This is a genomic window from Streptomyces sp. CY-1 (assembly GCF_047218265.1).
GTDB lineage: Bacteria > Actinomycetota > Actinomycetes > Streptomycetales > Streptomycetaceae > Streptomyces > Streptomyces niphimycinicus.
The window spans coordinates 1,196,296-1,210,750 of the sequence record NZ_CP178393.1 but is presented as its reverse complement, the minus strand read 5'-3'; the positions used below and the strand labels follow the sequence as shown (position 1 = coordinate 1,210,750).

Genomic DNA, 14,455 nt, shown 5'->3' with positions numbered 1-14,455 from the left:
GGCACCGAGGTGGTATGGGACCCGCTGGTGTCCGGTGGGCGGCGGATTCCGCTGCCCACATACGCCTTCCAGCGGCAGTCGTACTGGATTTCCGAGTCCGGCGCCGGAGGCGGGGCCACGCCCGGACCTGCGGTCAGCTCGGAGCCTGCGGACACTTCCGGATCTGAGGGTTCGGACCTGGGCCGGAGCGGTGGCGAGGTGCTCGGCATGGTCCGGGCGCACGCGGCCGTCGTGCTCGGGTACGAGTCGGTGGCGGCCATCGGCGCCGAGCGAACCTTCAAGCAACTGGGGTTCGACTCGATCACCGCCGTCGAGCTGTGCGAACGGCTCGGCGAGGCGACCGCCCTTCCTCTGCCGAGCACCCTGTTGTTCGACTATCCGACGCCCGCCGCACTCGCCGAGCATCTGCACCACAGGCTCCACGGCGGGGTGGATGAGCGGACCGTGCCCGCGACGCGGCCGACGCCCGACAGTGGCGATCCGGTGGTGATCGTCGGGATGGGCTGCCGGTTCCCCGGCCGGGTGCACTCGCCGGAGGACCTCTGGCGGATCGTGGCCGACGGCGAAGACGCCATCTCCGGCTTTCCGTCCGACCGGGGCTGGGACCTCGATGGCCTCTACCATCCCGACCCCGACCATCCCGGTACCTCATACGCACGCGACGGCGGATTCCTGTACGACGCGGCCGAGTTCGACGCGGGGTTCTTCGGCATCTCCCCGCGCGAGGCCGCGGCGATGGACCCGCAGCAGCGGCTGCTGCTGGAGACGGCGTGGGAGGCGTTGGAGCAGGCGGGGATTCCCGCGGGGCACCTCAAGGGCAGTGGCACAGGTGTGTTCATCGGAGCCTCGTCGGCCGGCTACGCGGCGGATGCCGGAGAGGCGGCCGAGGGCTATCGGCTGACCGGCACCGCGGCGAGCGTGGCCTCGGGCCGGGTGTCGTACACCCTGGGCCTCGAGGGTCCGGCGGTCACCGTGGACACGGCCTGCTCATCGTCGCTGGTGGCATTGCATCTGGCAGTGCAGTCGCTGAGGGCGGGCGAGTGCTCGCTGGCCCTGGCGGGCGGCGTGACGGTGATGGCCACCCCGGCGATGTTCGTGGAGTTCTCCCGTCAGCGGGGGCTGGCCGCGGACGGGCGATGCAAGGCGTTCGCGGCGGCGGCGGACGGCACAGGGTGGGCCGAAGGCGTCGGGATGCTGGTGGTCGAGCGGCTGTCCGACGCCGAGCGCAACGGTCATCGGGTGTTGGCGGTGGTGCGGGGTTCGGCGGTGAATCAGGATGGTGCGTCGAACGGGTTGACGGCGCCTAATGGTCCGTCGCAGCAGCGGGTGATTCGCCGGGCGCTGGCGGTTGCGGGGCTTGTGGCGTCGGATGTGGACGCCGTGGAGGCGCACGGTACGGGTACGACGCTGGGTGATCCGATCGAGGCGCAGGCGTTGCTGGCCACGTACGGTCGGGACCGGGATCCGGAGCGGCCGTTGCTGCTGGGTTCGGTGAAGTCCAACATCGGTCATACGCAGGCGGCGGCGGGTGTGGCCGGTGTGATCAAGATGGTGATGGCGATCCGGCATGCCGCATTGCCCAAGACGCTGCATGTGGACGCGCCGTCGCCACACGTCGACTGGTCCGACGGCCGGGTCGAGCTGCTCACCGAGGCAATGCCGTGGCCCACGACCGACGGTCCTCGCCGAGCGGGCGTCTCGTCGTTCGGAGTGAGTGGCACCAACGCGCACGTCATCCTGGAGCAAGCCCCGGGGATGGCCCGGCCGGCCGATCGCATTGGGGAAGGTGACCCCGAAACCACCGCGCTCGCCTGGGTGTTGTCGGGTCAGGGCGAGGCGGGGCTACGGGCGCAGGCCGAGCGCCTCCGCGCCTTCCTGGCGCGCGGCCCCCGTCCCACCCCGGCAGAAGTGGGCTGGTCGCTGGCATCGACGCGTACGACGTTGTCGCACCGCGCGGTGGTCGTGGGCGCTGACTGCGACGAGTTGCTGCGCGGTGTGGACGCGGTGGCGGAAGGGACGGCCGCGCCCGGAGTGGTACGGGGCACCGGGGCATCCGGAGACGTGGTGTTTGTCTTCCCGGGTCAGGGGTCGCAGTGGGTGGGGATGGCGCTGGAGTTGGCGGAGTCTTCGGCGGTGTTTGCGCGGCGGTTGGGTGAGTGTGCGGATGCGCTTGCTCCGTTGGTGGAGTGGTCGTTGTGGGATGTGCTGGGTGATGAGGTGGCGTTGGGGCGGGTGGATGTGGTGCAGCCGGTGTTGTGGGCGGTGATGGTGTCGCTGGCGGAGTTGTGGCGTTCGTATGGTGTCGAGCCCGCTGCCGTGATCGGTCATTCGCAGGGTGAGATCGCGGCGGCGTGTGTGGCGGATGGTCTGACCTTGGCGGATGGCGCGCGGGTGGTGGCCTTGCGGAGCAAGGCGTTGCTGGCCCTGTCGGGTCGGGGCGGGATGGTGTCCGTCCCGGTGCCTGCTGACCGGCTGCGGGATCGTCCGGGGTTGTCGGTGGCGGCGGTGAATGGTCCGGCGTCGACGGTGGTGTCCGGTGGGGTTGAGGTGCTGGATGCGGTGTTGGTGGAGTTTCCGGAGGCCAAGCGGATTCCGGTGGATTACGCCTCGCATTCGGTGCAGGTGGAGGAGATCCGGGGAGAGCTGGCGGAGGCGCTGGCGGTCGTTAAGCCGCGTAGTGGGCGGGTGCCGTTCTATTCGACGGTGACCGGGCGGGTGATGGACACCGTGGAGTTGGATGCCGGGTATTGGTATCGGAATCTGCGCGAGACCGTGGAGTTCCAGGGCGCCGTTGAGACCCTCATACGCCAGGGTCACACGGTGTTCGTCGAGGCCAGCCCGCATCCGGTGCTGACCATCGGCATCCAGGACACCGCCGACGCCACCGACACCGATACCGCCACCGACACCGTCGTCACGGGGTCGCTCCGTCGTGACGACGGCACGATCGAGCGGTTTCTGAGCCACCTGGCCGAGCTCCATGTGCGCGGTGTCCGGGTCGACTGGCGACCGCTCTTCGCCGGTGTCTCGCCCGTCGAGCTGCCGACGTACGCCTTCCAGCGGGAACGGTTCTGGCTGGGGGCGGACACAGCCGAGTCCGTCGAGTCCGCCTGGCGATACCGGATCGCCTGGAAGCCGCTGTTCGGGATGGACACTCCGACCCTGCCGGGCACATGGCTGGCTGTGGTACCCGAAGGAGCCGAGTGGGCCATGGCCGCCGCCCGGGCGCTGGCCGAGCAGGGCGGCGCACGAGTCCGTACCCTCCAGGTGCCGTACGACGCGGAGCGTCAGAGCCTGACCGGGCTGCTGACGGATGTGGTGGGAGCCGATGACATCTCCGGTGTCGTCTCGTTCCTGGCCCTCGACGAGCGTCCGCATCCGACCCATCGGGCCCTGTCCCGGGGGATGGCGCACACTGTCGAGCTGCTGTGTGCGCTCGCCGCCGCCGAGGTCGATGCTCCGCTGTGGTGTGTCACCCGGTCAGCCGTCGCGGCAGTGCCAGGGGATCCGGAACCCAACCCCGCGCAGGCGGCGGTCTGGGGGTTCGGACGGGTGGCCGGGCTGGAGCGATCCGGGCACTGGGGCGGGCTGATCGATCTGCCCACACAGTGGGACGCACAGGTGGCGCGGAGGTTCGTCGCGGTGCTCGCCGAGACGGTCGGCGAGGACCAGGTCGCGGTGCGGCCTTCGGCGACCATGGGCCGACGGCTGGAACCGGCGGCCACGACCGGACCGGCCGACGGGTGGCGCCCGCACGGCACGGTTCTGGTCACCGGAGGAACCGGTGCGCTGGGCGCGCATGTGGCACGGTGGCTGGCACAAGCCGGCGCGGAGCACCTGGTGCTGCTCGGCCGTCGCGGCCCGCAGGCCCCGGGGGCGGCCGCGCTGGAAGACGAACTGACCGCGCTCGGCGTACGAGTGACCATGACGGCCTGCGATGTGACCGACCGGGCCGCTCTCGCCGACGTGCTGGCGTCGCTGCCGAACCTCACCGCCGTGGTCCATCTCGCGGGAACCGTGCGGTTCGGCGGTTCGATCGACGCGGATCTCGACGAGTACGCCGCCGTCTTCGACGCCAAGGTCACCGGCGCCCTGCACCTGGACGAGCTGCTCGACCACGCGTCGCTGGAGGCGTTCGTCCTCTTCTCCTCGGCAGCGGCGGCCTGGGGTGGCTCCGGCCAGGCCGGTTACGCGGCGGCGAACGCCCTGCTCGACGGTTTGGCACAGCGGCGCCGCGCACGCGGCCTACCGGCCACCTCGATCGGATGGGGCACCTGGGGCGGCAGCCTCGCGCCCGAGGACGAGGAGCGGCTGAACCGCATCGGCCTGCGCCCGATGCGGCCGGAGTCGGCCGTCGCCGCGCTGCGCCACGTCGTCGGATCGGACGAGTCCTGCCCGGTCATCGCGGACGTCGACTGGGAGACCTTCGGCCCGGCCTTCCTGGCCGGACGGCCCAGCCCCCTGCTGAGCGAACTGCCACAACTGCCAACGGGCTCCGGTGCCCTGGCGGTGACGGGCGACCGCGCCGGATGGCGGAGGCGGCTGGCCGGGGTCCCCGCGGCCGATCAGGACCGGATGCTGGTGGATCTGGTACGGGAGCATGCGGCGCAACTCCTGGGACATCGCGACCCGGCGGCCATCGACCCGGCGGCGCCCTTCCGGCAACTGGGCTTCGACTCGCTGACGGCGGTCGAGCTGCGAACCAGGCTGAACACGAGTACGGGACTGCGTCTCCCGGCCACCTTGTTGTTCGACCACCCGAGCTGTCGGGCCGTCGCCGACCTGCTGGGCTCGGAACTGCTCGGCGGCGACCGTTCGGGCGCCCTCGCGGTGTCCTCCGCCGAGGTGGCTGTGCCCGTCGGCGCGGTGGCCTTCGACGAGCCGATCGCCATCATCGCGATGAGCTGCCGTTTCCCGGGAGACATCCAATCCCCCGAGGACTTGTGGCGGGTTGTCAGCGAGGGCCGGGAAGTGCTCTGCGACTTCCCCGACGACCGCGGCTGGGACGCGGACGCGCTGTACGACCCGGATCCGGACCGCCCCGGAACCACTTATGCGCGTACCGGCGGATTCCTTTACGACGCCGCGGAGTTCGACCCGGAACTCTTCGGCATCTCCCCGCGCGAGGCGCTGGCGATGGACCCCCAGCAGCGACTGTTGCTGGAATCGGCGTGGCAGGTCCTCGAGCGCGCCAGGATGGCGCCGACCTCCCTGCGATCCAGCAGGACCGGTGTCTTCATCGGCGGCTGGGCCCAGGGCTATCCATCGGCATCGGACGAAGGGTATGCCCTGACCGGTGCCGCGACCAGCGTGATGTCCGGTCGTATCGCCTACGCGCTGGGCCTGGAGGGCCCCGCCCTGACCGTGGACACGGCGTGTTCGTCCTCGCTGGTGGCATTGCATCTGGCGAGTGAGGCGCTGCGGCGGGGCGAATGTTCGCTGGCGCTCGCGGGCGGCGTGACGGTGATGGCGACGCCCAGCACTTTCGTGGAGTTCTCGCGCCAGCGCGGGCTGGCCCCGGACGGGCGGTGCAAGGCGTTCGCCGGAGCGGCGGACGGCACGGGGTGGGGCGAGGGCGTGGGCATGCTGCTGATGGAGCGGCTGTCCGACGCTGAGCGCAATGGGCATCGGGTGTTGGCGGTGGTGCGGGGTTCGGCGGTGAATCAGGATGGTGCGTCGAATGGGTTGACGGCGCCGAATGGTCCTTCGCAGCAGCGGGTGATCCGGCAGGCGCTGGCGAATGCCCGTTTGTCGACGGTGGATGTTGATGCCGTGGAGGCGCACGGTACGGGGACGACGCTGGGTGATCCGATCGAGGCGCAGGCGTTGCTGGCCACGTACGGTCAGGACCGGGATTCGGAGCGGCCGCTGTGGTTGGGGTCGGTGAAGTCGAATATCGGTCATACGCAGGCGGCGGCGGGTGTGGCCGGTGTGATCAAGATGGTGATGGCGCTGCGGCACGGGGTGCTGCCGCGGACGTTGCACGTGGATGAGCCGACACCGAAGGTGGATTGGTCCACCGGCGCGGTGGAATTGCTCACCGAGCCGGCCGAGTGGCCGCGGGAAGACCGACCGCGTCGCGCCGGGGTGTCGGCGTTCGGAGTGAGCGGCACCAACGCCCACGTCATCCTGGAGCAGGCACCGGAGGCGTCTGCCGAGAGCAGGCACGATCGCGTGGAGCCGGTGGCGGTGCCCTGGGTGCTCTCGGGCGCGAGTGAGCCGGGTCTGCGGGCGCAGATCGAACAATTGCGGACCTTCGTCGACGACAACCCCGCCCTCGACCCGGCGGACGTGGGCTGGTCGCTGGCATCTACGCGTGCGCTGCTGCCATATCGCACCGTCGTCGTGGGCACGGACCTCGCAGAACTGCGACGTGGGTTGGACGCGGTGGAGGTCACCGGTGCGGTCGCAGCGGATCGTGGCGTGGTGTTCGTCTTCCCGGGGCAGGGGTCGCAGTGGGTGGGGATGGCGCTGGAGTTGGCGGAGTCTTCGGCGGTGTTTGCGCGGCGGTTGGGTGAGTGTGCGGATGCGTTGGGTCCGTTGGTGGAGTGGTCGTTGTGGGATGTGCTGGGTGATGAGGTGGCGTTGGGGCGGGTGGATGTGGTGCAGCCGGTGTTGTGGGCGGTGATGGTGTCGTTGGCGGAGTTGTGGCGTTCGTTTGGTGTGGTGCCGTCGGCGGTGGTGGGCCATTCGCAGGGTGAGATCGCGGCGGCGTGTGTTGCGGGTGGTTTGTCGCTGTCGGATGGCGCGCGGGTGGTGGCCTTGCGGAGCAAGGCGTTGCTGGCCTTGTCGGGTCGGGGTGGGATGGTGTCCGTCCCGGTGCCTGCTGACCGGCTGCGGGATCGTCCGGGGTTGTCGGTGGCGGCGGTGAATGGTCCGGCGTCGACGGTGGTGTCCGGTGGGGTTGAGGTGCTGGATGCGGTGTTGGTGGAGTTTCCGGAGGCCAAGCGGATTCCGGTGGATTACGCCTCGCATTCGGTGCAGGTGGAGGAGATCCGGGGGGAGCTGGCGGAGGCGCTGGCGGGTGTGGAGCCGTGTAGTGGGCGGGTTCCGTTCTATTCGACGGTGACCGGGCGGCTGTTGGACACCGTGGAGTTGGATGCCGGGTACTGGTATCGGAATCTGCGCGAGACCGTGGAGTTCCAGGGCACAGTTGAGGGACTGTTGGAGCTCGGGCATACGGTGTTCGTGGAGGCCAGCCCGCATCCGGTGCTGACGGTCGGCATCCAGGACACCGCCGACGCCACCGACACCGACATCGTGTTGACGGGATCGCTGCGCCGCGATGGCGGTGGCCTGGACTCCTTCCTCACCGCGCTGGCCCGGTCGCATGTCCGGGGCGTCGCGGTGGAGTGGCGGGCGGCGTTCGCCGGGCTGGGCGCGCACGCCATTGACCTGCCGACCTACGCCTTCCAGCGTCGGCGCTTCTGGGCGGCCTCCCGTCGGGCGACACCCGGATCGGCCGAGGTCGACCACCCCCTCGTGAGTGCGGTGGTTCCGTTGCCCGATTCGGGAGGTGCTCTCCTCACCGGCGTGCTCTCGCTGGCCGGTCAGCCGTGGCTGGCCGAACACTCGGTATCCGGTGTGGTCCTGTTCCCGGGGACGGGGTTTGTGGAGTTGGTGTTGCAGGCGGGGTTGGGGTTGGGGTGTGGGGTGGTTGAGGAGTTGACGTTGGAGGGGCCGTTGGTGTTGCCGGAGCGGGGTGAGGTGGAGGTTCAGGTTTCGGTGGGTGGTGCCGGTGAGGGGGGTCGCCGGTCGGTGTCGGTGTTTTCGTGTCGGGAGGGTGAGTGGGTTCGGCATGCGGTGGGTGTGGTGGGGGTGGCGGGTGGTGGGGTGTCGGCTGTGGAGGTGTGGCCGCCGGTGGGTGCGGAGCGGGTTGGGGTGGAGGGGGTTTATGAGGCGTTGGCGGAGCGGGGGTATGCGTATGGGCCGGTGTTCCAGGGGTTGCGGGAGGCCTGGCGCCGGGGAGACGAGGTCTTCGTCGAGGCGGTGCTACCGGATGAGGCGAGAGGTGATGCGGCTCGCTGCGCGATACATCCGGCTCTGCTCGACGCCGGGCTGCACGGGGTCGGACTGGGCGGCCTGATCACCGACGATGGCGGGGCGTATCTGCCCTTCTCCTGGAGTGGCATCAGGCTGCACGCGGTCGGCGCGACCGCTGTCCGGATGGCGCTGACGCCTGCCGGTCCGGACGCGGTGTCGCTGAGGGTGACCGATCAGGCGGGTGAGGCGGTCCTGTCGGTGGACTCCCTGGTACTCCGACCCGTCCCGGAGGGACAGCTCGCTGACGCCCGGGTCGGCAGCCTTGATGCGTTGTATCGGGTGGAGTGGGTGGATGTGGGTGTGTGTGGGGTGGGGTCGGTTGTGGAGTGGGGTGAGGTGGTTTCGGGTGGTGTGGTGCCGGGGTGTGTGGTGTTGTCGGGGGTTGATGTGGTGGGTGTGTTGGAGGTTTTGCGGTTGTGGGTGGGGGATGAGCGGTTTGGTGGTTCGCGGTTGGTGGTGGTGACGCGGGGTGCGGTGTCTGTGGGTGGTGAGGGTGTGGTGGATGTGGGTGGTGGTGCGGTGTGGGGGTTGGTGCGTTCGGCGCAGTCGGAGCATCCGGGTCGGTTTGTGTTGGTGGATGTGGGTGTTGATGGGGATGTGGGTGTGGTTGCGGATGTGGTGGGGTTGGGTGAGTCGGAGGTTGCGGTGCGTGGGGGTCGGGTGTGGGTGCCGCGTTTGGTGGGTGTGAGTGCGGCTGGTGCTGGTGGGGGTGTGGTGGCTGGTGTTAGGGGTGGTGTGGCGTTGGTGACGGGTGGGACGGGGTTGTTGGGTGGTTTGGTGGCGCGTCATTTGGTGTCGGGGTGTATGGGGTGGGTGAGGTGGTGTTGGTGAGTCGTCGGGGGTGGGGTGCGCCGGGTGTTGGGGGTTTGGTTGGGGAGTTGGAGGGGTTGGGTGCTCGGGTGCGGGTGGTGGCGTGTGATGTGGGGGATCGGGGTGCGGTGGCGGAGTTGGTGGGGTCGGTTGAGGGGTTGAGTGTGGTGGTGCATGCGGCGGGTGTGGTGGATGACGGGGTGGTGGGTTCGTTGGATGGGGGTCGGTTGGTGGGGGTGTTGGGGCCGAAGGCGTTGGGGGCTTGGTATTTGCATGAGTTGACGTGTGGGTTGGATCTGTCGGCGTTTGTGTTGTTCTCGTCGGCGGCGGGTGTGTTGGGGAATGCGGGGCAGGGGAGTTATGCGGCGGCGAATGGGTTTCTGGATGCGTTGGCTGTTCATCGGCGGGGGCAGGGGTTGTCGGGGGTGTCGATCGCGTGGGGGTTCTGGGAAGAACGCAGCGAACTGACCACCGATCTGGCCGAGGTGCAACTGTCGCGGATCTCCCGGTCCGTGGGGACGAGCATCGGCAGCGAACAAGGGCTGGCCCTTTTCGATGCGGCGCTCGCCGCCGATGAGGCGATGGTGCTGGCCACGCCCCTGAACATGCCGGCGCTGCGGGAACAGGCCGCCGCGGGCACATTGCCGTCGATCCTGAGCGGCCTGGTCACCGCCCCCGTCCGTAAGGCAGTCGGGACCGGAGGCACTCCGGCCGGACTGCGGCACCAACTCGCCGGAGCAACAGAGGCCGAGAGGGAACGCCGGGTCGTGGGCCTGGTGCAGGAACACGTGGCCGGTGTCCTCGGCCACGTCTCCGCGGAGTCCGTCGACACTTCGAGGACATTCCAGGAAATCGGCTTCGACTCGCTCACCGCGGTGGAACTGCGCAACCGGATCAGCGCGGCCACCGGCGTACGGCTGCCCGCCACCGCCGTCTTCGATCACCCCACCCCCCAGTTGCTGGCCGAGCGTGTGCTGGCGGAGGTATGGGGCTCCCTGCCCGCCGTCGCCCCGACCGCGCCGCTGCCGGCTATCGACGACGATCCGATTGTGATCGTGGGCATGAGCTGCCGCTTCCCCGGGGGTGTCGAATCTCCCGAGGATCTGTGGCGCCTGGTCGACTCGGCCACCGACGCGGTCTCCGCGCTGCCCACGGACCGGGGTTGGGATCTGGCGACCTTGGCCGGGGCCAGGGACGGCGTCGGTGCCTCGTACGCCCGAGACGGCGGATTCCTCTATGACGCCACCGAGTTCGACGCCGGGTTCTTCGGGATCTCGCCGCGTGAAGCGCTGGCGATGGATCCGCAGCAGCGGCTGCTGCTGGAGGCGGCCTGGGAGGTGTTCGAGCGGGCCGGAATCGCCCCCGACACGCTCAAAGGCAGCCGGACCGGGGTTTTCACGGGCGTGATGTACCACGACTACGGCTCGTGGCTCGCCGATGTCCCGGAGGACATCGAGGGCTATCGGGGGACGGGCATCGCGGGCAGCGTGGCGTCGGGACGGTTGGCCTATACGTTCGGTCTGGAGGGGCCTGCCCTGACGGTGGACACGGCGTGTTCGTCGTCGCTGGTGGCGCTGCATCTGGCAAGCGAGTCGCTGCGGCGCGGGGAGTGCTCGCTGGCGCTCGCGGGCGGAGTCACCGTACTGGCGACTCCACAGGTTTTTGTGGAGTTCTCGCGTCAGGGCGGGCTGGCTGCCGATGGGCGGTGCAAGTCCTTCGCCGCTGGTGCGGATGGGACGGGTTGGTCCGAGGGTGTGGGACTGCTGCTGGTGGAGCGGTTGTCCGATGCTGAGCGCAATGGGCATCGGGTGTTGGCCGTGGTGCGGGGTTCTGCGGTGAATCAGGATGGTGCGTCGAATGGGTTGACGGCGCCGAATGGTCCGTCGCAGCAGCGGGTGATCCGGCAGGCGCTGGCCGGCGCCGGGCTCGCCACTCGGGATGTCGATGCGGTGGAGGCGCACGGTACGGGGACCGCTGGGTGATCCGATCGAGGCGCAGGCCCTGTTGGCCACGTACGGTCAGGATCGGGATCCGGATCGGCCGTTGCTGCTGGGTTCGGTGAAGTCGAATATTGGTCATACGCAGGCGGCGGCGGGTGTGGCCGGTGTGATCAAGATGGTGATGGCGATGCGCCACGGTGTGCTGCCGCAGAGCCTCCACATCGATGAGCCGACCCCGCATGTGGACTGGTCCAGCGGCGCGGTGCGGCTCTTGGGCGAGCAGACGGCGTGGCCGGAGGCCGGGCGGCCACGTCGCGCCGGAGTCTCATCGTTCGGGGCGAGCGGTACCAACGCCCATGTGATTCTGGAGCAGGCCCCCGACACGACGGGCGAACCCGAGCCCGGGCCGGAGCGGATCGAACTCCCGGCGATTCCCTGGGTGTTCTCGGCCCGGGATGAGGCGGGTGCGCAGGCGCAGGCCGTACGGCTACGGGCCTTCGCGGAGCGGAATCCCGATCTGGATCCGGTGGATGTGGGTTGGTCGTTGGTGGCTGCTCGTTCTGGGTTGTCGCATCGTGCGGTGGTGGTGGGTGCGGATCGTGCGGGGTTGCTTGGGGCTTTGGAGGGTTCGGTGGTTGTGGGTGTTCCTGTTGGTGGTGGGTTGGGTGTGGTGTTTGCGGGTCAGGGGTCGCAGCGGTTGGGGATGGGGCGTGGGTTGTATGAGGCGTATCCGGTGTTCGCCGGGGCGTGGGATGAGGTGTGTGGGGAGCTGGACCGGTATTTGGACCGGCCTTTGGGTGAGGTGGTGTGGGGTGATGATGCTGAGTTGATGGGGGAGACGGCGTATACGCAGGCGGGTTTGTTCGCGCTTGAGGTGTCGTTGTTCGCGTTGGTGTCGTCCTGGGGTGTGAAGCCGGATTATCTGCTGGGTCACTCCATTGGTGAGTTGGCGGCGGCGTGTGTGGCGGGTGTGTGGTCGTTGGAGGATGCCGCCCGGGTGGTGGCCGCACGTGGCCGTTTGATGCAGGCGTTGCCGTCGGGTGGGGCGATGGTTTCGGTGGCGGCGCCGGAGGATGAGGTGCGGCCGCTGTTGACCGGTGGTGTGGCTATCGCGGCGGTGAATGGTCCCGAGTCGGTGGTGATCTCGGGGGGTAAGGATGAGGTCGCTGAGATTGCTGGTGTGTTGGCTGGGCGGGGGGTGCGGACGCGGTGGTTGCGGGTGAGTCATGCGTTTCATTCGTCGCGTATGGACGGGATGCTGGCTGAGTTCGGTGAGGTACTTGGGTCGGTGGAGTTCCGGACCCCGAACTTGCCGGTGGTGTCGAACGTATCCGGAGTGGTGGCGGGCGAGGAGCTGTGCTCGCCGGAGTATTGGGTGCGTCATGTGCGGGAGACCGTGCGCTTTGCCGACGGGCTGGAGACACTTCGTGGGCTGGGCGTCGGGTCCTTCCTGGAGCTGGGGCCCGATGGCACGTTGACCGCGCTGGCCGATGGCGACGGACTGCCCGTACTGCGTCCGGATCGGCCGGAGCCCCTTACCATGATGGCCGCTTTGGGCGGGCTGTATGTCCGGGGTGCGGAGGTGGATTGGCGGGCGGTGTTCCCGGGTGCTCGGCGTGTTGATGTGCCGACATACGCGTTCCAGCGTGAGCGGTTCTGGCTGGAGCCGTCGGCGGCCCAGCCCGCGACCAGCGCCGTTGACGCGGCGTTCTGGGAAGCCGTCGAGCGCGAGGATTTCGGTTCGTTCGGTATCGACGCCGGGCAACCGCTCAGCGCGGCTCTCCCCGCCCTGGCGGCATGGCGGCGGATGCGGCAGGAGCAATCGGTCATCGACGGCTGGCGATATCGGCTCGGGTGGGCGCCGATTCCGGGGGTCTCCGAGGAGGCCGTTCTCACCGGCACATGGCTGCTGGTGGTCGAGCCGGGCGGCGGCGCCGATGACCTGATGGGCGCGATGCGCACGGCGGGGGCTGCGGTGCGGATGGTGACGGTGGCAGAGGCCGCGGAGCTCGCAGAGGCCACGGAGCCGGAGATCGTCCAAGCCATGGCGGGTGTGGTGTCGCTGCTGCCCGTCGAGGAGACCGTCCTCTTGTTGCAGACGCTTCGTACGACTGCGCCGTTGTGGTGTGTCACTCGGGGTGCGGTCTCGGTGGTCGACGGGGATGTGGTGGATCCGGATCAGGCGGGTCTGTGGGGGCTTGGTCGAGTGATCGGTTTGGAGCATCCGGATCGCTGGGGTGGGTTGATCGATCTGCCGCCGGTTGTGGATGAGGGTGTCGGGGCTTGGCTGTGTCGGGTTCTGAGTGGGGGGACAGGGGAGGACCAGGTTGCGGTCCGTGCCCCTGGGGCGTGGGGTGCCCGGCTGACCCGGGTGACACCGGCGGCGGACACGTCCGCGGAGTGGCGTGGTCGTGGGACTGCTTTGGTCACCGGGGGTACGGGCGCGCTGGGCGGTCATGTGGCGCGTTGGCTGGCGGGGGCTGGTGTGGAGCGGATTGTGCTGGCGAGTCGTCGGGGGGCCGAGGCGCCCGGCGCGGCGGAGTTGGTGGCGGGATTGGAGACGCTGGGTGTGGTGGTGTCGGTGGTGGGGTGTGATGTGGCTGATCGGGGCGAGGTTGCCGCGTTGGTGGCGGGGATCGCGGATTTGCGCACCGTGGTTCATACGGCGGGTGTGCTGGATGACGGTGTGTTGGAGTCGTTGACGTCCGAGCGGATCCGGGAGGTGATGCGGGTCAAGGTGGCGGGGGCGCGGAATCTGGATGAGCTGACGCGGGGGCGGGATCTGGATGCCTTCGTGTTGTTCTCGTCGGCCGCGGGGACGATGGGAAACGCGGGTCAGGGGAGCTACGCGGCGGCCAACGCCGTTCTGGACGGACTGGCCCAGCGGCGCCGGGCCGAGGGACTGGTGGCCACGTCCCTTGCCTGGGGTGCCTGGGCCGACAGCGGTATGGGAGCGGCTCAGCGACAGCTTCCCGGAATGCCCCCGGAATTGGCGATCGCCGCACTTCAGCAGTCACTGGCAGCGGACGAGACCACGATGATGATCGCGGATGTGGAGTGGTCGAGCTTTGGCTCCCGGTTCACCGCCGTACGGCCGAGCCCGCTGCTGAGCGAGCTGCTGACGGTCGCCACTCCTCCCCTGGAACCGGTCGAGGAATTCGCCACCCGGCTGCGCGGCATGTCGCCGATCGAGCGCGATCGGGCGGTGCTGGAACTGGTCCGTACCCATGTGGCGGCCGTGCTGGGGCATGCGAAGCCCGCCTCCGTCGACCCCGCGCGGACCTTCCAGGAGGTCGGCTTCGACTCGCTCACCGCGGTGGAGCTGCGGAACCGGCTGGCCACCGCCACCGGCGTAGCGTTCCCGGCGTCGGTCATCTTCGACTATCCGACCACCGCGGCCCTCGCCGACCATGTCCGGGCCCAACTCGTCCCGGGCGAGACCGAGGACGATGCGACGTCCGTGCTCGACGAGCTGAACAGGCTCGAAGCGGTGTTGTCCGACCTGTCCCCGAGCGACCTGGCCGGTGCCGAGGTCGCCGCGAAGATCAAGAGCCTGCTGTCCCACTGGGGCGCGGCCACCAACCGTGACATTGAACTGGATTCCGCGACGGACGAGGAGATGTTCGACCTCCTCGGCAAGGAATTCGGTATCTCGTGAATCC

2 protein-coding genes and 2 pseudogenes are annotated in these 14,455 nt (G+C 69.3%); all 4 read left to right on the top strand.

What is annotated here, in order from left to right; genetic code table 11:
• Positions 1 to 27 precede the first annotated feature (27 nt).
• The 4 genes and pseudogenes from ACK1X7_RS04885 (at position 28) to ACK1X7_RS04870 (ending at position 14,451) form a co-directional block, all read left to right on the top strand.
• Positions 28 to 8,874, top strand: a complete 8,847-nt coding sequence (locus ACK1X7_RS04885; RefSeq protein ID WP_413116848.1) for an SDR family NAD(P)-dependent oxidoreductase — start codon at positions 28 to 30, stop codon at positions 8,872 to 8,874.
• Positions 8,844 to 12,585: pseudogene (locus ACK1X7_RS04880) on the top strand (type I polyketide synthase); the annotation flags it as partial. The gene ACK1X7_RS04885 and the pseudogene ACK1X7_RS04880, both read left to right, overlap by 31 nt.
• Before the next feature lie 15 nt (positions 12,586 to 12,600).
• Positions 12,601 to 13,677 (top strand): annotated as a pseudogene (locus tag ACK1X7_RS04875) (beta-ketoacyl reductase); the annotation flags it as partial.
• Between the two features lie 63 nt (positions 13,678 to 13,740).
• Positions 13,741 to 14,451 carry an acyl carrier protein gene (locus tag ACK1X7_RS04870; RefSeq protein WP_413116847.1) on the top strand — a complete coding sequence of 237 codons (711 nt, stop codon included), beginning with the start codon at positions 13,741 to 13,743 and terminating at the stop codon, positions 14,449 to 14,451.
• The last annotated feature ends 4 nt before the right edge of the window (positions 14,452 to 14,455 follow it).